A 19,133-nucleotide genomic window follows, 5' to 3' on the forward strand; every position below is an offset into this window, starting at 1 on the left:
CGATGGTTCTCCATTCGGCCGCGCCGGCGCGATGCGCGCCGGCCCGGTTTCGTGCGACGCGGTCACGCGCTCAGGTATTCGTGCACGGCCGCATAGCCGCGGCCGTAGCCGCGCGCCTTCGGCGGCACGCCGTTGAAGATGCCGCCTTCCAGATCGACGCCGGCGGTGCGCAGACGCTTGATCGCGTCGGCGATCTCGCCTTCGGTGTGCATGCCGGAGCGCAGCACGAGGAACGTCGCGCCCGCCATGCGGCCGATGATCGTCGCGTCGGTCACCGCGAGCACCGGCGGCGAGTCGACCAGCACGACGTCGTAGCGCTTGCCGAGCCCTTCCAGGTATTGCGGCAGACGCGACGACATCAGCAGCTCCGACGGGTTCGGCGGGCGCGTGCCGGCCGCGATGAACGACAGCCCCTGCACCGGCGTCTCGCGGATCGCTTCCTCGAGCGACGACTGGTCGCTCAGCAGTTCCGACAGGCCGGGCTGCGACGTGAGTCCGAAGTAGCGGTCGAGCAGCCCGCGGCGCATGTCGGCGTCGACCAGCAGCACGCGCTTGCCCGAATGCGCGAGCAGCACCGCGAGGTTCACCGCGAGAAAGCTCTTGCCGATGCCGGGCGTCGGGCCGGTGAGGACGATCACGCGGTTCTTCGCGTCCATCATCGCGAACTGCAGCGCGGTGCGCAGGCTGCGCAGGCTCTCGACGCTGAGGTCCTTCGGCCGCAGGCTCGCGAGGATCGGCCGCGCACGGCCGCCGCTCTTCTCGGCCGCCGCATCGAGCTTCGTCTGCTCGGCGCTCAGCGGCACGAGGCCGTACAGCGGCAGGTTGAACGTGCGCTCGATGCGGTCCGGATCCTCGATGCCCTGGAACAGGTTGCGGCGCAGGAACACGACGCCCGTGCCGAGGATCAGCCCGAGGAACACCGCGGCCGACAGGATCAGCACCTTCTTCGGCTTGACCGGGTCGCCCGGACGCAGCGCCGAATCGACCAGATGGATGTTGCCGCCCGTGCCGGCCTTCTGCACCGACAGCTCCTGCACGCGGTTCAGCAGCAGCACGTAGATGTCCTCGGCGACCTTCGCGTCGCGCTGCAGCTGCACGGCCTTCACTTCGGTCGCCGGCAGGCTGCGGAAGCGGTTGCTGAACTTGTCCTTCTCGGCCTGCAGCTCCGACAGCTGCTGCTTCGCGGCGATCACGAGCGGATGCGAATCGGTGAAGCGCTGCGCGAGCGACGCGAGCTGCAGCCGCTGCGCGGCGATCTGCTGCTCGTACTGCACGCTGCCTTCCAGATAGACCTTCGCTTCGTCGCTCGCGTTGATCGAGCCGGACGTGCGCTGATACTGCGTCAGCGCGGCTTCCGCGCGTTCGAGGTCGGCCTTCAGCCGCGGCTCCTCGCCCTTCAGGAACTCGAGCATCTTGGTCGCTTCCGCCTGCTTCGCGATCACGTGCTGGTTCAGGTACGACTGCGCGAGCGCGTTCGCGATCGCCGCGGTCTGCTCGGGGTTCTTGCCTTCGAGCGAAATCTGCACGACGCCGGTCTGCTTGCCCTGCTCGGTCACCTGGAGGCCGGCCTGGAAACCGGTGATCGCGTCGAGATCGTTGTAGCGGACCACCGTGAACTGCGTGCCGGGACGCGCGACGAGCTTCGACACGAGCAGCGTCACGCCGCCGCCCTGCGCCGCTTCGCCGACGCGTCCGGTCAGCAGGCGGCCGCCGTTCTCGTCGGCGAGCGTGTACGTGCCGTTCGGGCCGGCCGTCAGCGTCATCTTCTTGCCTTCGAGCGCGGGCACGACGCTGACCGAATCGACGTCCGCGATCTCGCCGCCCCACGCGTACGACTTCAGCCCGAGCCACGGCCGCGCCGGCTCGCCGGGCGTCGCGATGCGCGCGGCGAGGCTGCCGAGCAGCGGCAGCGTCTTCGGCACGACGGAGAAGTTCAGCTTGAACTGCTCGACGACCGGCGCGACCACGCCGCGGCTCTTGATGATCTCGATTTCCGCATCGGTCGGCGCCTGCTGCGGGCCGCTGTTGATCATCGCGCCCGTCTGCGTCTGCGTGAGCGCCTGCGTCGTGTTGTCGTTGCCTTCGACGCGCACGTGCACGTCGGCCTGATACACGGGCTTCGCGACGTAGCAGTACAGGCCGGCGAGCGCGACCACCGTCACCGCGATGCCGAGCAGCAGCCAGATGTCGTCGAGGATCACCTGCAGCAGCTGACCGAGGACGACGTCCTCTTCGTCCGTTTTCGCGCCGAGGTCCGCGTAGGAGTGTTTCGCTTGCGTGTTCACCATTCGTTCCCGCTTCAGTGGTGCCGGGGCGGGCATGCCGCCCCGGCGGGCTATCAGCGCGTGATTTGCCGCATGTAGAAGATCGTCTGGATCGTCGGCAGCACCTGCTGCAGCACGCGGTTGAACTGCACCGAGCTCGCGGTGCTCACGTAGACGACGTCGAGCGGCTGAAGCGGGAAGCGGCTCGACAGCATCAGCGCGTCGGGCTGCGTCATGTCGAGACGGAACACTTCGGGCTTCGTCGGGTTGTCGCGCATCCCGCGCATCACGTAGATCTTGCGCGGGTTCGCGTCGGTGTCGAGGATCCCGCCGCCGGCGGTCAGCGCGTCGGCGATGGTCAGCCGGCCCTTGAGCATCGGCACCGTGACCGGCGTCTTGACCTCGCCCATGATGAACACGCGGCTGTCGCTGCGGTCCGGCACGTTGATGATGTCGCCCGGCTGCAGCATCACGTTCTGCTGCACTTCGCCGCGATCGAGCAGGCCGTTCGCGTCGAGCGTGTACAGCTTGCCGTCGCGCGTGAGACGCACGCGCTGCAGGTCGGCTTCGGCCGTCGAGCCGCCGGAGCGCGAGATCGCGTCGACGAGCGTGAGCGGCACGTCGCTGATCGCGAGCGGCCCCGGCTGCTTGACCTCGCCGGTCACCTGTACCTTCTGGCTGCGGAACGACAGCACGCGCACGTCGATCTGCGGGTTCTTCACGTAGCGCGCGAGGCTCGACGTCAGTTCGTCGCGGATCTGCCCGACCGTCTTGCCGGCCGCGCGTATGCGACCGACGAACGGGAAATAGATCGTCCCGTCGGCGGCGACCGTCTGTCCGTACGGATCGGCCTGGCCGGGCAGCGCGGTCGTATACGGCTGCTGCAGCGCGCCGGCGACCGACTGCGTCGTGTTGCCGCCGCTCGAGAACGACTGCCCCTGCGGCGTCGTCAGCTCCGGGTGATCCCACACCGTGACGCCGAGGATGTCCTGCGCGCCGACGCGGTACACGTACTGCGACGGATCGGCGTAGCGCGACGGCGGCAGCGGATGCGACACCTGCAGCTTCTGCAGCTGGTCCATCACGAGCTTCGCGTCGATGTAATGAACCGGATAGGTTTCGGCCTCGCCCTGCCGGCCGTCGTCCTTCAGGTTCGACGAGTCGAGATAGTTGCCGGGCGCGGTCGCGCACGCCGACAGGAACGTCGTCAGCGCGACGGCAAGCGCCACCGGGCGCATCGAGCGTTTCAGCATAGTTTTTGCAGCCATCCTTGAACCAGACGTTCGATCAATGAGCAGCTCTCCCGATAGTCGGCCTCGGGGCCGCCATGCGGGTCGGCAATCTCGGCGTCCTCCCACTTGCCCAGCAGGTGCACCTTGCCGCGCGCGAACGGATCGACCGATTCGACGGCCTTGATCTGGTCGCGCTCGCTGACGAGAATCAGGTCGGCGTCGCGCACGATCCGGCGCGACAGCCGCCGCGAGCGATGCGTCGTCGCATCGACGCCGCGCTCCGCGAGCAGCTTGCGCATCACCGGATCGATGCCGTCGCCGTCGTTCGCACGCACGCCCGCCGAGTGGAACGTGACGCGCGGGCCGCCGCGCGACGCGGCATGCGACTTGAACAGCGCTTCGGCCACCGGACTGCGGCAGACGTTCGCATGGCAGACGATCAGGATGTTCCGGAACATGGCGTGTCGTATCGGGTAACGGGTAACGGTGCGGGGCTTACGCGCTCGCGCGTGCGACACCCGGCGCGCGCGCCGCGACGGCCTGACGCGAGCCCGGACGGCCGATCGGGTGGTATTCGATCCCCTGCTCGCTCATCGCGTCCGGCTCGTACAGGTTGCGGCCGTCGAAGATCACCGGCGCCTTCCACAGGCGGCCGAGCGCGACGAAGTCGGGGCTCTTGAACGCCTTCCATTCGGTGACGATCACGAGCGCGTCCGCGTCGCGCGCGGCCTGCGCTTCGTCGTCGACGAACGTGAGCCGCTCGAGCCAGCTCGGATGGCTCGCGAGATCGAGCGCGAGCACGCGGCGCGCCTCCTGCTGCGCGACCGGGTCGTACGCGGCGACGCGCGCGCCGCGCGACAGCAGCTCCGCGATCAGCTCGCGGCTCGGCGCTTCGCGCATGTCGTCGGTGTTCGGCTTGAACGCGAGGCCCCAGATCGCGAACGTGCGGCCGGTCAGATCCTCGCCGAAGCGCGCGACGATCTTGTCGGCGAGCACGCGCTTTTGTGCGGCGTTGACCGACGACACGGCCTTCAGGATCTGCAGCGATTGCCCGTGCTCGTCGGCGGTACGGATCAGCGCCTCGACGTCCTTCGGGAAGCATGAGCCGCCGTAGCCGCAGCCCGCATACAGGAAGTGATAGCCGATGCGCGGATCGGAGCCGATCCCGCGACGCACGGATTCGATGTCCGCGCCGAAGCGGTCCGCGAGATTCGCGAGCTCGTTCATGAACGAGATGCGCGTCGCGAGCATCGCGTTCGCCGCGTATTTCGTGAATTCGGCGGAGCGCACGTCCATGTACAGCGTGCGCTCGTGGTTGCGGTTGAACGGCGCATACAGCTTCTTCATCAGCTCGCGCGCGCGCTCGCCCGGCACGTCGTCGTCGCAGCCGATCACGATGCGGTCCGGCCGCGTGAAGTCGTCGACCGCCGCGCCTTCCTTCAGGAACTCCGGATTCGACACGACCGAGAACATCGCGTCTTCGCCGCGCTTCGCGAGCTCCTCGGCCACCGCCGCGCGCACGCGCTCGGCGGTGCCGACCGGCACCGTCGACTTGTCGACGATCACCTTGAAGCCGGTCATGTAGCGGCCGATGTTGCGCGCGGCCGCGAGCACGTATTGAAGATCGGCCGAGCCGTCCTCGTCGGGCGGCGTGCCGACGGCGATGAACTGCACGTCGCCGTGCGCGACCGCCGCCTCGACGTCGGTCGAGAAGCGCAGGCGGCCCGCCGAGCGGTTGCGCGCGATCACTTCCTTCAGGCCCGGCTCGTGGATCGGCACGCCGCCGCCGTTCAGCACGTCGATCTTCGCCTGATCGACGTCGAGACAGAACACGTCGTGCCCGATGTCGGCGAGACAGGCGCCGGTGACGAGACCTACGTAACCGCTGCCGATGATAGTCAGATTCATGATGTGTCGGACCTCTTGACCAATGATTCGAAATTCGTAAATCCAGATCGGCGCACGCGCGCGACGGGAATCAGTACGCGTTGCTGCCGGTGAAGCCTTTCCACAGCGTCAGCACGACGATCTTGATGTCGAGCCAGAACGACCAGTTCTGCATGTAGTACAGATCGAGCTTCACGCGTCCCATCATCTTCTCGATCTGGTCGGTCTCGCCGCGAAAGCCGTTGATCTGCGCCCAGCCGGTGATGCCCGGCTTGATCCGGTAGCGGAACATGTAGCCCTTGACCAGATCCTTGTAGATGTCGTCGTGCGCGAGCGCATGCGGGCGCGGCCCGACGACCGACATCTCGCCCTTCAGCACGTTGATGAACTGCGGCAGCTCGTCGAGGCTCGTGCGCCGCAGGAACCGGCCGACCGGCGTCACGCGCGAGTCGTTGCGCGTCGCCTGCGTGACGGTGCCCGACGCTTCCTGATGCACCTTCATCGAGCGGAACTTGTAGATCTCGAACTCGTGCCCGTCGATCCCCTTGCGCTTCTGGCGGAAAAACACCGGCCCCGGCGACGTCAGCTTGATCAGGCACGCGATCGCCAGCATCAGCGGCGCGAGCATCGTCAGCGCGACCAGCGCGAACAGCCGGTCGAACACGAACTTCGGCAGGATCCGCACGTCGGTGATCGGCGACGCCGCGAGGTTGATCGCCGGCACGCCGAGCACCTCGACCACTTCCTGGTTGAAGAACGACAGGCTGCGCACGTCCGGAATGAAGCGGATGTTCACGAAGTCGTCGCGAAACACCGTGACGATCTGGTGAATGCGTCGCTCCTCCGAGATCGGCAGCGTGAGCCACAGCTCGCGGATCGCGCGACTGCGCACGAGCCACACGAGCGATTCGAACTGCCGCTCGATGCGCACGTCGTCGAGCGCCACTTCGCTCGGCGCCGCGTTCTCGTCGTAGACGCATACCGGATTGAAGCCCGCCTCCGGCCGCGCGCGCATCTGCGCGATCAGCCGCCGCGCGGCCGGCGTGCCGCCGACGATCGCGACCGCCTTCAGGTTGTAGCCGCCGCGGCGCAGCTGCCGCAGCACCGCGTGCACGCATGCTTTCGAGCCGGCGAGCAGCCCCATCGTCGCGAGCGCCCAGTAGCCGAGCCACAGTCGCGACAGCTCGCCCGACTGGTGAAAGCTGAAACTCATCAGGATCCCGGCGAGCTCGACCGCGAGCCACGCGGATGCAACGCGGCCCATCAGCGCGACGAGACGCTTGCCGCGCCACGACTGATAGATGCCGAATGCCGGAAAACACACGACGACGAGCAGGCAGTCGAACAGCACCATCGTGCGCTGCAGGTCGCTGAGCGCGATGCTGCCGCGGTGCAGCGCCGCGGCGATCATTGCGCCGGTCACCACCATCGCGATGTCGATGACTCTCGCCAGCACGCTCAACATGTTCGCTTCCTCTTTGAACAGGCGTTTGCCGAACAGCTCCTCGTGCAGCCGGTGCCGCACTTTCGATTCAAACGTTGCATGACGCTATTGAACCGGCAAGAAAATCGCCTCTCAAGCGCACAAGTATTTCGAAAAATAATCGGAAATTATTGCCGCGATCCGGCCAATTCAAATCGGCAGGTTTTCCCGGTCCGATCGTCGCGCGCGACATTTTCGAACGCTTTACGATTTGCCGGAATCCTTGTGCGGCGGCCGCATCCAGCCGATTCCCGGAATTATTTTTGATTTTTTTATTTGCATCCGATACGAACTCGTCAATTTTTCACGAACGGCGATTTCGCGAATATCCGGCGAGCGGGCCGGTTTTATTGTCGATTTACTTCGTGCTACAACGGCAACACTGACTTCAATCGAGGAGAGTGTCATGAATGCTCCGGCCGTCGCAGCCGATACGCGCCCTTCTTCTTCCGCCGCGACCGCCGCCGGTGCGCGCGTCGCCGTGCAGCCGGTGATCCTCGCGGGCGGCTCCGGCACGCGCCTGTGGCCGATGTCGCGCGAGCACTATCCGAAACAGCTGATCGGCCTGCTCGGCGAGCATTCGCTGCTGCAGTCGACCGCGCTGCGTCTCGACGGGCTCGCTGCCGGCCTGCCGGTGAACGACGACGTACTGATCGTGTGCGGCGAGGATCACCGCTTCACGACCGCCGAGCAGCTGCGCGTGACCGGCAAGCGCGCGACGATCATGCTCGAGCCGCTCGGCCGCGACACCGCGCCCGCGCTGACGCTCGCCGCGATGAAGATCGCCGCCGACGGCCGCGATGCGGTGATGACCGTGATGCCGGCCGATCATGCGGTCGCCGACCTGCCGCGCTTTCATGCGGCCGTCGCCGCCGGCGTGCATTGCGCGGCGCAAGGCCGGATCGCGACGATGGGCATCGTGCCGACGCGCGCGGAAACCGGCTACGGCTACATCCGCGTCGGCACGCCGCTCGGCGATGCCGGCACGGGCGACCTCGACGTGCGCCGCCTCGACCGCTTCGTCGAGAAGCCGCATCTCGAACTCGCGCAGCAATACGTCGCGTCCGGCGAATACTGGTGGAACAGCGGGATCTTCATCGTGCGCGCGTCGGTGTGGCTGAACGCGATCCGCGAACTCGAACCGGAAATCCACGCGGCGTGCGAGCGCGCCGTCGCGCAAGGCAAGGCCGACGGCGACTTCTTCCGCGTCGATCGCGACGCATTCGCCGCGTCGCCGTCGAACTCGATCGACTACGCGGTGATGGAGCCGCTCGCGAGCCGCCCCGACCTGTGCGAAAGCGTCGTCGTGCCGCTCGATGCGGGCTGGTCGGACGTCGGCTCGTGGGACGCGATCTGGCAGATCCTGCCGAAGGACGATGCGGCGAACGTCGGCCGCGGCCACGTGCTGTTCGAAAACGCCGCATCGACGTTCGCGCATGCGGAAAGCCGGCTCGTCGCGTGCGTCGGCACGCAGAACCTGGTCGTCGTCGAGACGCCCGACGCGGTGCTCGTCGCGGACAAGTCGTGCGTGCAGGACGTGAAGAAGATCGTCGGACGCATCAAGGCCGAGCACGGCGCCGAGGCGACCGATCATCGCAAGGTGCATCGTCCGTGGGGCCACTACGACTCGGTCGACATGGGCGAGCGCTTTCAGGTGAAGCGCATCGTCGTGAAGCCGGGCGCGCGGCTGTCGCTGCAGATGCATCATCACCGCGCGGAGCACTGGATCGTCGTGCGCGGCACCGCGCGCATCACGCGCGGCGACGAAACGTTCCTGCTGTCCGAGAACGAATCGACGTACATCCCGCTCGGCGTGTCGCATCGTCTCGAGAACCCCGGCAAGATGCCGCTCGAGCTGATCGAGGTGCAGTCGGGCGCGTATCTCGGCGAGGACGACATCGTCCGCTTCGACGATACGTACGGCCGGCAGTGATGTGATCCAATGCGAGACGGGCGCACCGCTTCGAAGGCGGTGCGCCCGTCTCGTCGTCGAGCACATCGAAGAACCGCGGCGCGGCGCCGGCATCGCATCGTGCGACCGCGCGCCGTGCGGCGAAACGATCAGCCGACGCGGTACGCGTACTCGTGGCGATCGGCCTGAACCGGATCGTTGCGGCTCTCGGACAGCGCACCTGCGCGACGCTCGGCGATGAAGCGCTTGATGTCCGACTCCGCACGCGCGAGCGCCGACAACCCGGCGAGCACTTCGCTTTGCGGCGCACGTGCGGGCGCATCGCTCGCGCCGTGGCGATCGATCCACTGGCGCGCCCATTCGAGCGCGTACTGCTCGGCCGCGTCGGGATCGGTGAAGCGCGGGCCGATCAGGCCCGAGCGCTCGACGCGCCGATCGTCCTGCACGATCTCGGCCCACGCGCGATACATCAGGTTCTGCACCGGCCGCGCGATGCCGTAGATCGTATAGCCGCGATATTCGTCGACCTGCGGCTCCGCCGACCCGAAGCTCGCCGCCGATGGCCGCGCATGACGCATCGCCGCGGCCGGCGTACCGGGCACCACGAACGACGAGCGGCAGGTTTCGTCATGCGATTCGTCGCGCAGTTCGTCGGTGTCGTCGCGCGATACGGACGACAGCGACGCACGCGGCGCACCCCAAACGTTTGCGTGTGCAACCGGCAATTGCCACGACTCGGGGTTTTGCCAGAACACGCCTCGCAGACGGTCGTTGTCGGGCGCGGGTTCCGCGCGGCGCGCGGGCGCGACCGGTTCCGGCGGCGGCGGAATATAGGCGAACGTGCGGCCGCTGAACTGGGTGAGCACGTCGATCATCTTCAGCAGCGTGCCGTTCGCGAGCCACTCTTCATAGCGGCGGCGGCACGTCGGCCCGGACGGATAGCGGCCGGGCAGCTTGGACCACGCTTCGCCGGTCGTGAGGATCCAGAGCACCGCGTTCGCAACGACGCGGGGTTCGGCGCGTGGACGGCCTCGCCGGTTCAGCCGGATGGGTTCATCGGCGATCAGCGGTGAAAGACGAAACCACTCTTCATCGGTAAGCTCATCGAAGAACATAGATCTCTCCACGCAGCCAGGCCGGGGCTGCGATTGGCGGTGCCGTCGCGACGCGTCGCATCGCGGGGCAGCCAGGTTGCACATTATGGTTTATCCGGTTTGTCGTGCATGCCGGCTCGGAACCGCACTTTCACGGTGCCTCAATTCCCGGCAATGGCGCACAAATCACGGTCTCACTCCAATGTGGGAATTTTTGTGCACGAAGCATACCATCGCTAGGGTTTATCTCAATATGACAATGACTTAATGTTACGTACTGAAACAACCTGCCAGGAATGCGCAATCCATTTACGCTTGAATTTTTTTACGCGATCGTTATGCGCGGCGCTGCAAAGCCCCGTCCGGCGGGGCTCTCCGGGGAGCGTGCGAAGCCCGCTGCTGGCGGCGCGCCGAGCGTTCCGACCCCGCACGGTAACAATCTCCGGAATTGCAGCCGTGAATCGGTAAATTCGGCAGAAATTCGTAACAAGATATTTATGGATCGGTAAATCGTTCAAATACCGGCCGGTGGCATTATCTCGATGCACAATCTTTTAATTGTTTCTCTTCGGGTAATGAAAGCGACGTGACGCGGAACGTGCGCGGTTGCCCGTCATGCAACCGCGCAGGCGGCGGCGAGCGCTTCGCGCAGTGCCCCGCGCACGCTGGTTGCTTCAGCGCAAATCGCCGGTCAGCGACGCGGCGACGTCCGCGTCGATCCGCTGCGCGGGCAGCGCGTACGCCGGATGATCGCAGCCGATCGACAGCGCGGCGCCGCGCTTGAGCGCCGCGCGCATCGGCTCGCTCAGCTCGAAGCGCACGAAGTGGACGGCCGACGTCTTCTCCGCGTTGTCGCGGTCGAGATCCTCGTCGGCGATCGCGAACACCGGCGGATGGCCGTCGACCTGCAGATACACGCGATCCTCGATGCCGATCAGCCGCGCGAGCGCCGCACGCCGCTCGGCTTCGTGCTCGTACTCGATCTGCATCGTCGCCTTCAGGTTCGTGCCGTCCGGCACGAGCGGCAGATACGCGTCCAGCTCGCCTTCGATGCCCGCCTCGTCGAAGATCTTCTCGATGTGCAGCATCTCCTGGATCTGATAGCGGATCGTCGTCTCGTCCTCGAACAGGAAACGCAGATGGTTGCCGAGCGCGACCGCGCGGCGGCGCTTGTACGCGACGAGCCGCGCGTGTTCGGCCTTGCGGATCTTCGCGTACGCTTCGAGCGTGAGCAGCGAGTCTCGGGTCAGCGTCATCGGAGGTGCCTCGTTCGTCGGTCGCGTCAGATGCCGTATGCACGGCGCAGCAGCGTGAGCGGATGCGCGAGCGGCGCGCCCGGCAGTCCTTTCTCGTCGATGCCCTGCGCGATGTGATGGCCGGCGAGCGCGCAGTCCGACGCGATGAAGTCGGGTTCCGGCTGCGCCATCGCGTTGAACACCGGCGTGCCGATACGCATCGCGTCCGCGTGAAACTCCTTCTTCACGCCGAACGTGCCCGCGTGGCCCGAGCAGCGCTCGACGACGTTCACGCGCGTATCGGGCACGAGCGACAGCGTGTCGGCCGTCTTGCGGCCGATGTTCTGCACGCGCGCATGACACGGCACGTGATACGACACGGTGCCGAGCCCCGTCCTGAAATCGGTCTTCAGCAGCCCGTCGCGGTGCCGCGCGATCACGTATTCGAACGGATCCCAGAACGCGTCGGCGACCGCGCGCACCGCTTCGTCGTCCGGAAACATCAGCGGCAGCTCGCTCTTGTACATCAGCACGCAGCTCGGAATCGCGGCGATCAGCGCATAGCCGTCGCGCGCATAACGCTCGAGCACCGCGATGTTCGCGGCCTTCTTCGCGGCGACGCCGTCGAGATTGCCCTGTTCGAGCAGCGGCATCCCGCAGCACGCTTCGCGCGCGACGAGCTCGTAGCGAATGTCGTTGTGCGCGAGGATCGCGAGCAGGTCGTGGCCGATGCCCGGCTCGTTGAAGTTCACGTAGCAGGTCGCGTAGATCGCGACCTTGCCCGGCGTGCGCTCGCCGTCGCGCACGGCCGGGCCGTCCGACGGCCGCGCGGCGCGCCGGAACTTGCGCGGTGCGAATTCCGGCAGCCACGCGCGGCGATCGACGCCGAGCGCCGCTTCGAGCGCGTGACGCGCGGGCGGCGTGCGGTTCACCGCGTTGACGGCGTGCGTGACCACCGGAATGCCGGCGAGACGGCCGAGCGCATCGGTATTCGACAGCAGCTTGTCGCGCAACGCCGCTTCGCCGCGCTTGTAGCGCGCCGCCTTGCCGCGCAGCATCAGGTGCGGGAAGTCGACGTTCCACGCGTGCGGCGGCACGTACGGGCATTTCGTCATGTAGCAGAGGTCGCACAGGTAGCACTGGTCGACGACCTTGCCGAACGCGGCTTTCGGCACGTCGGCGACGTCGCCGCTCGGCGTGTCGTCGACGAGATCGAACAGCGCGGGAAACGCGCCGCACAGCGACACGCAGCGTCGGCATCCCGCGCAGATGTCGAACACGCGCGTCATTTCCGCATCGATCGCCGACTGGTCGTAGAACCCGTCCGACTGCCAGTCGAGCGGATGCCGGGTCGGGGCTTCGAGGCTGCCTTCCTTGTGTGGCATGGGACGCTCCAGCATGACGCGCATGCGCGCGCGAACGCGCCGCCCGCCGCGCAGCGGGCAGCATCGGGACGAATGGTTGCCGGTTGCCTGCCGGTTGCCTGCCGGTTGCCGCTTGCCTGCCGGTTGCCGGTTGCCGGTTGCCGCTTGCGCGACGCGCGGCCGCGGCCGTGCAGCCTGCGGCGGCCCGTCAGTCGACGAGGCTTTCCAGCGCCTTCGTATAGCGGTTCGCGTGACTGCGCTCGGCCTTCGCGAGCGTCTCGAACCAGTTCGCGATTTCGTCGAAGCCTTCTTCGCGGGCCGTCTTCGCCATGCCGGGATACATGTCGGTGTATTCGTGCGTCTCGCCGGCGATCGCCGATTCGAGATTCAGCCGCGAGGAGCCGAACGGCAGACCAGTCGCCGGATCGCCGACCGCTTCCAGATATTCGAGGTGGCCGTGCGCGTGACCGGTCTCGCCTTCTGCGGTCGAGCGGAACAGCGCGGCGACGTCGTTCTGTCCTTCGACGTCGGCCTTCGATGCGAAATACAGATAGCGCCGGTTCGCCTGCGATTCGCCCGCGAATGCGGCCTTCAGGTTCGCTTCGGTGTTGCTGCCCTTGAGTTGAGCCATGTGCGCCTCCGTTCGAGTCGGCGCGGCCGCGTGCGAAGCCGGGCCGGTGATGGATGTGGGGAGCGATGCGGGCGCGGAGCGCGCACGTATCGTGCTCTTTAATCTAGGCGTTCGCGTTCGCATCCCCCAATAGGCTTTTTCAATGCGGCCGATAGTGCGGCGGCGCGCTCGCGGGCGGCGTGGAAATGCGACGCGTTTCGCGCAAGGCGCCGAGCCGGCGGCGGCGATCGGCTACGCGTCCGTCGCGCGCCGCAGCAGCAGTTCGCGCTCGCGCTCGTTGCGCGTCAGTTCCGCCGCGCGGCGGAATTCGGCCTTCGCTTCGTCGGTGCGGCCGAGCTTCGCGAGCAGGTCGCCGCGCACGCTCGGCAGCCAGTGATAGCGGACCAGCGCCGGATCGTCGCGCAGCGCATCGACGAGTTCGAGCGCCGCGGCCGGCCCGAACGCCATCCCGACCGCCACCGCGCGATTCAGTTCGACGACCGGCGACGGCGCGACTTCGGCCAGCGCGTCGTACAGCGCGACGATCTGCGCCCAGTCGGTTTCCGACGCGTGCCGCGCACGCGCATGGCACGCGGCGAGCGCGGCCTGCAGCGCGTACGGGCCACGCACGCCGCCGAGCTTCGTCGCGCGGTCGAGCGCCGCGAGCCCGCGCCGGATCAGCAGCGGATCCCAGCGGCTGCGGTCCTGGTCGAGCAGCAGCACCGGGCGGCCCTGCGCGTCGGTGCGCGCGTGGATCCGCGATGCCTGCAGCTCCATCAGCGCGACGAGCCCGAGCACTTCGCTCTCGTTCGGCGCGAGCCCCGCGAGCACGCGGCCGAGCCGCAATGCCTCGTCGCACAGCGCGGGGCGCGTCCAGTCGTCGCCGGCGGTCGCCGCGTAGCCTTCGTTGAAGATCAGGTAGATCACTTCGAGCACCGACGCGAGCCGCGCGGGTCGCGCGTCCGCCGACGGCACTTCGAACGGCACACGCGCGGCCGCGAGCGTGCGCTTCGCGCGCACGATCCGCTGCGCGATCGTCGGCTCCGGCGTGAGGAACGCGCGCGCGATCTCGCCTGTCGTCAGCCCGCCGAGCAGCCGCAGCGTCAGCGCGACGCGCGCGTCGGTCGACAGCACCGGGTGGCACGACGTGAAGATCAGCCGCAGCAGGTCGTCGCCGATGTCGTCGTCGCGCGCGTCGGCCAGCGCGTCCGCGATGTCGGGTACGACGTGCGCGTCGAGCGCATCCATTTCGTGGCCGAGCTGGTCGCGCTTCGCCGCATGCAGCGATTCCTGCCGGACCCGGTCGAGCGCGCGACGCTTCACGGCCGTCATCAGCCACGCGGCCGGGTTGTCGGGCACGCCGTCCACCGGCCAGTGCTCGAGCGCGGCGACGAGCGTGTCCTGCGCGAGCTCTTCCGCCACGCCGACGTCGCGCACCACGCGGGCCGCGCGCGCGATGATCTTCGGCGCCTCGATTCGCCAGACCGCTTCGATCGCACGATGGGTCGCCTCGCGCGTCACGACGCGTGCCCCTGCGCGGTCGCGTCCTGCTCGACGAATATCAACTCCCATTCGTGGCCGTCCGGATCCGCGAAACTGTGGCCGTACATGCCCGGATACGTCTGCGGCTCGCGCACGACCGCGCCGCCGGCCGCCCGCGCCTTCGCGACGACGTCGTCGACCTCCGCGCGGCTGTCGCACGACAGGCACGGCAGCATCTGCACATGCGTCGCGGGTTCGACGATCGTCTTGCCGGTGAAGGTCTGGAAGAACGGCCGCACGAGCAGCATCGCGAAGATCGTGTCGCCGATCCGGATGCAGGCCGCCTGCTCGTTCGTATACGCCGCGACGACGTCGAAGCCGAGCCCGTCGTGATAGAACGCCTTCGCGCGCGGCAGGTCCGCCACCGGCAGATTGATGAAGACCATCTTGTGCATCGCTTTCTCCTGGTGGCTTCAGACCGCGCGACGGCCGATCTCGAGTTCGCGGAACCGCTCGACCGCATCGCTCGGCGTCAGATCGTCGAGCTCGAACAGCGGGCGCACTTCGATCTCGCAGTCCATCCCGGCGCCGAACGGTGCGGGGAACCGGCGCGTCCATTCGAGCGCCTCGTCGCGCGAGCGCACCTGGATCAGCGTGTAGCCGGCGATCAGCTCCTTCGTCTCGGCGAACGGGCCGTCGACGACGCGCCCCTTGCCGCCCGTATAGCGCACGCGCCAGCCGTGCGAGCTCGGCCGCAGGCCGTTCGCGTCGAGCAGCACGCCTGCCTTCGCCAGTTCCTCGTGATAGGTCGTCATCGCGTCGACCAACCGGTCGTCCGGCAATGCGTCGGATTCGCTGACGGCGTTCGCCCGAATCATGATCATGAATCGCATCGCGCTCTCCTTGTCGTCGGTAGAAGAAGACGGCGCCGTTTTCGACGCCTTGTCCTGACGACGGGCGAAACGCGGCCGGATCGACGCGCCGCGCGACGAATCAGGGTAAATACCTAGAAGTCGTTCACGCTAGCGGCGTGAACGGGCGCGACATCGCGGCATTCACTGATAGCACGGGGCGACCGCCCGAACTTCGACCGTGCACCATTGCGCGGCCGGACACTCGAGCGCGAGCCGGATCGCGTCCTCGCGCGTGTCGACGTCGACGATGAAGAAGCCGCCGACCATTTCCTTCGCCTCGGCGAACGGCCCGTCGATCAGCCGCGTCTGGCCGTCGCGCACCTGCACGCGCGTCGCGCGATCCGAGCGCTCGAGCGATTCGACGCCGCGCAGCACGCCGCGCGCCTTCAGCGTGTCCGCGAATTCGACCATTCGCGCATAGAGCGCCTGCCCTTCCTCGAGCGTGCGTTCGGCGCGCTGGCCGGCCGGCTCGACAATCAACAGCATGTACGACATGAAGATCTCCTGGAGGCGCGGTGCGTTCGATTCCGTCCGCCCGCGGTTTGACGACGATGCAAGCGTAGCAGCCGAAACGCCGTCTGACTGCATCGTCGGCCATCCGGCCAAGGGTCGAACGATCGTTACGGCCGCTTCCCGACGTGTTGCCGCCAGGACGCGATGCCGATGTCGGCACCTGCACGGACGCCGACCCATGCGCGATTACAAAACGCCGGCGCCATAGTCGGCGTATTACGCACTGCCGCTTTCGGTTCACCGCGTCGCGAGCCGTCGATTATCGATCGCCCGTGCGCGAAAACGGCCGCGTGGGCCGCCGCTTTCGACGCGCGCACCGGCCGGAGCGCGCGTTCCGCTGCCGGCACGCAGGAAGCGGCTGCGCGCCGGATTGCAAGCGGACGGAGCGCGGCCGCAACACACGCATCGCGATGCGGGGACGCCGCCGCGCACGCCGCCAGCCGCATGTCGTGCACGTATCGGGCACGAACGCTGCTCCATCGTCGAACGCCGCCTAGTGCATTTGCATCAACGTGAAACCTGCAACGGCACTATTTACCGACTCGCAGGGGCGACGCCATATTGGCGGGACCTTCACTTCGTGCAACTGCCTGCGACGCGGCACGGTTTCGTCGCGAAATTTTTTTCAACCGCCGCGCGTCACCGCGCAACAACGGATGCCGGCGACCCGGCCGACGAATTGAAAATTTGTCCCGAAACTCAGTGGGGTCATTGGAATCACATCAGTTGCAGGGAGCCTTGTCATCTTCAATTTGCCTGGAATCGAAGGAGGATAAACACCATGGCGCTCACCGACTCGATCGAACACAAGCTGGATCGCGGGCTGTCCGATATCCGTCGCACCGGACGCCGCGTGGGCCGCACGACGCGCTCGGCCGCGCGCGATCTGCATGAAGACGTGACCGACGATCTGCGCGGGCTCGTCGACGAACTCGAAGCTCTGCTGAAAAACGACGGCGACGGCGATATCGCGGCGCTGCGCAAGCGCGTGCAGGCGCGGCTCGACGAAGCGCGCAGCACGCTCGACTACGCATCCGGCAACGCCGCCGCACGGCTGCGCGACTCGGCCGAACGCGTCGCGCAAGTCGTGCACGACAACCCGTGGCAGACCGCGGGCGTCGTCGCCGGCCTCGCGTTCGCCGCAGGGCTGCTGCTTGCCCGCCGTTGAACGGGGCGGCCGCACCGCTGTCCGCCCCGCGCCCCGTCCATCCTCAATCAGAGAACGAAGGAGAACCGCCATGCAGAAATCCCTCGCGATGAAAGCCGCCGCCGCCGTGATGCTCGGCAGCCTCGCCCTCGCCGGCTGCACGACCACGCCGAACAAACCCGATAACGCGGCAGCGAGCGCGTCCAAGCGCCAGTCGATCGACGCGAGCGTGAACGCGACGCTGTCGCGCCTCTATTCGACCGTGCCGGGCTCGCGCGACCTCGTGTCGAAGGCGCGCGGCGTGCTCGTGTTCCCGAACGTGCTGCAGGCCGGCTTCATCGTCGGCGCGCAGTCCGGCAACGGCGCACTGCGTGTCGGCGGCAGCACCGTCGGCTACTACAACACGTCGTCGCTGTCGGTCGGCCTGCAGGCCGGCGCGCAATCGAAGGCGGTCGTGTTCCTGTTCATGACGCAGGAAGCGCTCGACCAGTTCCGCCGCTCCGACGGCTGGTCGGCCGGCGCCGATGCGTCGGTCGCCGTCGTGAAGGTCGGCGCGAACGGCGCGGTCGACACGAACACGGCGAGCGCGCCGGTGCAGGTGCTGGTGCTGACCAACGCCGGCCTGATGGGCGACCTGTCGGTCAACGGCACCAAGGTCACCAAGCTCAACATCTGACGTTCCGGCGCGGCGCACGCGCCGCGTCCGACGTCCGTCCCGCAGCGCCGCGGCTCCGCCCGCGGCGTTTTCGCATGCGCGGCGCGCAGCGGCTATGATCGCGGCACCTTTGCGGGCATACTCCCGTTCGGGCCGCCCCGCCGCGCGCTTTGCCGCGAACCCGACGTTCGCGAGCGGATCGCGCGCGAGGCAACGAGATTCGATCAAACCAAGCACCAATCTGCGCGAACGCCACTCATGGATAGCGGACACGATCACGAAAAATTCTTTTATTTCCTGCTGTTTGCGGTCACCGTCGGGCTGTGCTGGATTCTCGCGCCGTTCTCCGGGGCCGTGTTCTGGGGGACGATTCTCGCGATCCTGTTCCAGCCGGTGCAGCGCTGGTTCGCGGCGCGCTTCGGCAAGCGGCGCAACGTCGCCGCGCTGCTGACGTTGACGCTGATCGTGCTGATCGTGATCCTGCCGCTCGTGTTCGTCACCGCGACGCTCGTGCAGGAAATCGCGTACGTGTATCAGGAGCTGAAGGACGCGCAGCCGAACTATTCGAAGTATTTCCAGGACATCATTCACGCGCTGCCGACGTCGATCCAGCATCTGCTCGCGAAATACGGGCTGACCAACATCCCCGGCATCCAGAAGAAGCTGACCGAAGGCGCCGCGCAGATCAGCCAGTTCGCGGCCGCGCAGGCGCTGAGCATCGGGCAGAACACGTTCCAGTTCATCGTCAGCTTCGGCGTGATGCTCTACATGGTGTTCTTCCTGCTGCGCGACGGCGGCGAGATCGGCCGCCGCGTGCGCCGCGCGCTGCCGCTCGACGAAGAGCACAAGAACCTGCTGCTCGCGAAATTCACGACGGTCGTACGTGCGACCGTCAAAGGCAACATCGCGGTCGCGCTCGTGCAGGGCATCCTCGGCGGGCTGATCTTCTGGATTCTCGGCATTCAGGGCGTCGTGCTGTGGGGCGCGCTGATGGCATTCCTGTCGCTGCTGCCGGCAATCGGCGCGAGCCTCGTCTGGGTGCCGGCCGCGCTCTACTTCCTCGCGACCGGCGCGATCTGGAAGTGCGTGATCCTCGTTGCGTTCTGCGTCGGCGTGATCGGCCTCGTCGACAACCTGCTGCGGCCGATTCTCGTCGGCAAGGACACGAAGATGCCCGACTGGGTCGTGCTGATCTCGACGCTCGGCGGGATGGCGCTGTTCGGCATCAACGGCTTCGTGATCGGGCCGCTCGTCGCCGCGCTGTTCATGGCGAGCTGGGACATCTACGCGCGTTCCGAGCAGTCGGAATGAGCTCGCACGCGGGATGCGGTGCCGCGCGGA

At 67.3% G+C, this 19,133-nt stretch carries 18 protein-coding genes; 4 read left to right on the top strand and 14 right to left on the bottom strand.

Translation table 11 applies throughout. From position 1 onward, the window contains the following. Window positions 1-62: 62 nt before the first annotated feature. The 6 genes from BUB20358_RS17405 to BUB20358_RS17430 form a co-directional block, all read right to left on the bottom strand. A complete protein-coding gene (locus BUB20358_RS17405; protein ID WP_006765453.1) occupies window positions 63-2,288 on the bottom strand; it encodes a polysaccharide biosynthesis tyrosine autokinase in 2,226 nt (741 codons plus the stop codon). A gap of 50 nt (window positions 2,289-2,338) precedes the next feature. Then, window positions 2,339-3,517 carry a polysaccharide biosynthesis/export family protein gene (locus BUB20358_RS17410; protein ID WP_035973612.1) on the bottom strand — a complete coding sequence of 393 codons (1,179 nt, stop codon included), beginning with the start codon at window positions 3,515-3,517 and terminating at the stop codon, window positions 2,339-2,341. Beyond that, window positions 3,511-3,954, bottom strand: coding sequence for a low molecular weight protein-tyrosine-phosphatase (locus BUB20358_RS17415; RefSeq protein ID WP_006765451.1), 444 nt, complete (start codon window positions 3,952-3,954; stop codon window positions 3,511-3,513). The genes BUB20358_RS17410 and BUB20358_RS17415 overlap by 7 nt, the downstream gene beginning before the upstream one ends. Window positions 3,955-3,991: 37 nt before the next feature. After that, window positions 3,992-5,404 (bottom strand): UDP-glucose dehydrogenase family protein, encoded by a 1,413-nt coding sequence (locus BUB20358_RS17420; protein WP_006765450.1) that lies wholly within the window; start codon window positions 5,402-5,404, stop codon window positions 3,992-3,994. A 70-nt stretch (window positions 5,405-5,474) separates the two neighbouring features. Beyond that, complete coding sequence (locus tag BUB20358_RS17425) at window positions 5,475-6,848, bottom strand: undecaprenyl-phosphate glucose phosphotransferase (RefSeq protein WP_035975108.1); 1,374 nt, start codon at window positions 6,846-6,848, stop codon at window positions 5,475-5,477. 222 nt (window positions 6,849-7,070) lie between these two features. Then, on the bottom strand, window positions 7,071-7,274 hold the full coding sequence (locus BUB20358_RS17430) for a hypothetical protein (protein ID WP_158380445.1): 204 nt from the start codon (window positions 7,272-7,274) through the stop codon (window positions 7,071-7,073). Between BUB20358_RS17430 and BUB20358_RS17435 the strand changes: the two genes are divergently transcribed. After that, window positions 7,273-8,799 carry a mannose-1-phosphate guanylyltransferase/mannose-6-phosphate isomerase gene (locus tag BUB20358_RS17435; protein ID WP_035973610.1) on the top strand — a complete coding sequence of 509 codons (1,527 nt, stop codon included), beginning with the start codon at window positions 7,273-7,275 and terminating at the stop codon, window positions 8,797-8,799. The genes BUB20358_RS17430 and BUB20358_RS17435 overlap by 2 nt on opposite strands. 128 nt (window positions 8,800-8,927) lie before the next feature. Here BUB20358_RS17435 and BUB20358_RS17445 read toward each other — a convergent pair whose 3' ends face one another. From BUB20358_RS17445 to BUB20358_RS17480, 8 genes are all read right to left on the bottom strand, one after another. After that, a complete protein-coding gene (locus BUB20358_RS17445; RefSeq protein WP_035973608.1) occupies window positions 8,928-9,893 on the bottom strand; it encodes a DUF6566 family protein in 966 nt (321 codons plus the stop codon). A 653-nt stretch (window positions 9,894-10,546) separates the two neighbouring features. Beyond that, complete coding sequence (locus BUB20358_RS17450) at window positions 10,547-11,128, bottom strand: DUF3501 family protein (protein WP_006765446.1); 582 nt, start codon at window positions 11,126-11,128, stop codon at window positions 10,547-10,549. Window positions 11,129-11,154: 26 nt separating this feature from the next. Further along, the gene (locus BUB20358_RS17455; RefSeq protein WP_035973606.1) at window positions 11,155-12,492 is read right to left on the bottom strand and encodes a heterodisulfide reductase-related iron-sulfur binding cluster; all 1,338 of its coding nucleotides are present in this window, start codon (window positions 12,490-12,492) and stop codon (window positions 11,155-11,157) included. Window positions 12,493-12,679: 187 nt separating this feature from the next. Continuing rightward, window positions 12,680-13,102, bottom strand: coding sequence for a rubrerythrin family protein (locus BUB20358_RS17460; RefSeq protein WP_006765444.1), 423 nt, complete (start codon window positions 13,100-13,102; stop codon window positions 12,680-12,682). A 231-nt stretch (window positions 13,103-13,333) separates the two neighbouring features. Then, entirely contained in the window at window positions 13,334-14,602 is a 1,269-nt protein-coding gene (locus tag BUB20358_RS17465) for an RNA polymerase sigma factor (protein WP_035973603.1), read from the bottom strand. Continuing rightward, window positions 14,599-15,018 carry a VOC family protein gene (locus BUB20358_RS17470; RefSeq protein WP_006765442.1) on the bottom strand — a complete coding sequence of 140 codons (420 nt, stop codon included), beginning with the start codon at window positions 15,016-15,018 and terminating at the stop codon, window positions 14,599-14,601. Before BUB20358_RS17470 ends, BUB20358_RS17465 begins: the two co-directional genes overlap by 4 nt. An 18-nt stretch (window positions 15,019-15,036) precedes the next feature. Then, a complete protein-coding gene (locus BUB20358_RS17475) occupies window positions 15,037-15,456 on the bottom strand; it encodes a YciI family protein (RefSeq protein WP_006765441.1) in 420 nt (139 codons plus the stop codon). A 162-nt stretch (window positions 15,457-15,618) separates the two neighbouring features. Then, window positions 15,619-15,972, bottom strand: coding sequence for a YciI family protein (locus BUB20358_RS17480; RefSeq protein ID WP_035973601.1), 354 nt, complete (start codon window positions 15,970-15,972; stop codon window positions 15,619-15,621). Window positions 15,973-16,771: 799 nt separating this feature from the next. On the opposite strand from BUB20358_RS17480, the gene BUB20358_RS17485 reads away from it, so the two are divergent. The 3 genes from BUB20358_RS17485 (at window position 16,772) to BUB20358_RS17495 (ending at window position 19,103) form a co-directional block, all read left to right on the top strand. Further along, window positions 16,772-17,158 carry an ElaB/YgaM/YqjD family protein gene (locus BUB20358_RS17485; protein ID WP_035973597.1) on the top strand — a complete coding sequence of 129 codons (387 nt, stop codon included), beginning with the start codon at window positions 16,772-16,774 and terminating at the stop codon, window positions 17,156-17,158. Window positions 17,159-17,228: 70 nt separating this feature from the next. After that, window positions 17,229-17,813 carry a BPSL1445 family SYLF domain-containing lipoprotein gene (locus BUB20358_RS17490; RefSeq protein WP_006765438.1) on the top strand — a complete coding sequence of 195 codons (585 nt, stop codon included), beginning with the start codon at window positions 17,229-17,231 and terminating at the stop codon, window positions 17,811-17,813. Window positions 17,814-18,050: 237 nt separating this feature from the next. Continuing rightward, entirely contained in the window at window positions 18,051-19,103 is a 1,053-nt protein-coding gene (locus BUB20358_RS17495; protein ID WP_006765437.1) for an AI-2E family transporter, read from the top strand. The last annotated feature ends 30 nt before the right edge of the window (window positions 19,104-19,133 follow it).

The organism is Burkholderia dolosa (genome assembly GCF_902499135.1).
GTDB lineage: Bacteria > Pseudomonadota > Gammaproteobacteria > Burkholderiales > Burkholderiaceae > Burkholderia > Burkholderia dolosa.

Excerpts from the sequence above, each read along its gene's own strand:
- BUB20358_RS17470 (WP_006765442.1), bottom strand. The coding sequence starts at position 15,018 with ATGCACAAGATGGTCTTCATCAATCTGCCGGTGGCGGACCTGCCGCGC.
- BUB20358_RS17420 (WP_006765450.1), bottom strand. The coding sequence starts at position 5,404 with ATGAATCTGACTATCATCGGCAGCGGTTACGTAGGTCTCGTCACCGGC.
- BUB20358_RS17490 (WP_006765438.1), top strand. The coding sequence starts at position 17,229 with ATGCAGAAATCCCTCGCGATGAAAGCCGCCGCCGCCGTGATGCTCGGC.
- BUB20358_RS17495 (WP_006765437.1), top strand. The coding sequence starts at position 18,051 with ATGGATAGCGGACACGATCACGAAAAATTCTTTTATTTCCTGCTGTTT.
- BUB20358_RS17460 (WP_006765444.1), bottom strand. The coding sequence starts at position 13,102 with ATGGCTCAACTCAAGGGCAGCAACACCGAAGCGAACCTGAAGGCCGCA.
- BUB20358_RS17475 (WP_006765441.1), bottom strand. The coding sequence starts at position 15,456 with ATGCGATTCATGATCATGATTCGGGCGAACGCCGTCAGCGAATCCGAC.
- BUB20358_RS17450 (WP_006765446.1), bottom strand. The coding sequence starts at position 11,128 with ATGACGCTGACCCGAGACTCGCTGCTCACGCTCGAAGCGTACGCGAAG.
- BUB20358_RS17480 (WP_035973601.1), bottom strand. The coding sequence starts at position 15,972 with ATGTCGTACATGCTGTTGATTGTCGAGCCGGCCGGCCAGCGCGCCGAA.
- BUB20358_RS17405 (WP_006765453.1), bottom strand. The coding sequence starts at position 2,288 with ATGGTGAACACGCAAGCGAAACACTCCTACGCGGACCTCGGCGCGAAA.
- BUB20358_RS17455 (WP_035973606.1), bottom strand. The coding sequence starts at position 12,492 with ATGCCACACAAGGAAGGCAGCCTCGAAGCCCCGACCCGGCATCCGCTC.
- BUB20358_RS17425 (WP_035975108.1), bottom strand. The coding sequence starts at position 6,848 with ATGTTGAGCGTGCTGGCGAGAGTCATCGACATCGCGATGGTGGTGACC.
- BUB20358_RS17445 (WP_035973608.1), bottom strand. The coding sequence starts at position 9,893 with ATGTTCTTCGATGAGCTTACCGATGAAGAGTGGTTTCGTCTTTCACCG.
- BUB20358_RS17485 (WP_035973597.1), top strand. The coding sequence starts at position 16,772 with ATGGCGCTCACCGACTCGATCGAACACAAGCTGGATCGCGGGCTGTCC.
- BUB20358_RS17435 (WP_035973610.1), top strand. The coding sequence starts at position 7,273 with ATGAATGCTCCGGCCGTCGCAGCCGATACGCGCCCTTCTTCTTCCGCC.
- BUB20358_RS17410 (WP_035973612.1), bottom strand. The coding sequence starts at position 3,517 with ATGCTGAAACGCTCGATGCGCCCGGTGGCGCTTGCCGTCGCGCTGACG.
- BUB20358_RS17430 (WP_158380445.1), bottom strand. The coding sequence starts at position 7,274 with ATGACACTCTCCTCGATTGAAGTCAGTGTTGCCGTTGTAGCACGAAGT.
- BUB20358_RS17415 (WP_006765451.1), bottom strand. The coding sequence starts at position 3,954 with ATGTTCCGGAACATCCTGATCGTCTGCCATGCGAACGTCTGCCGCAGT.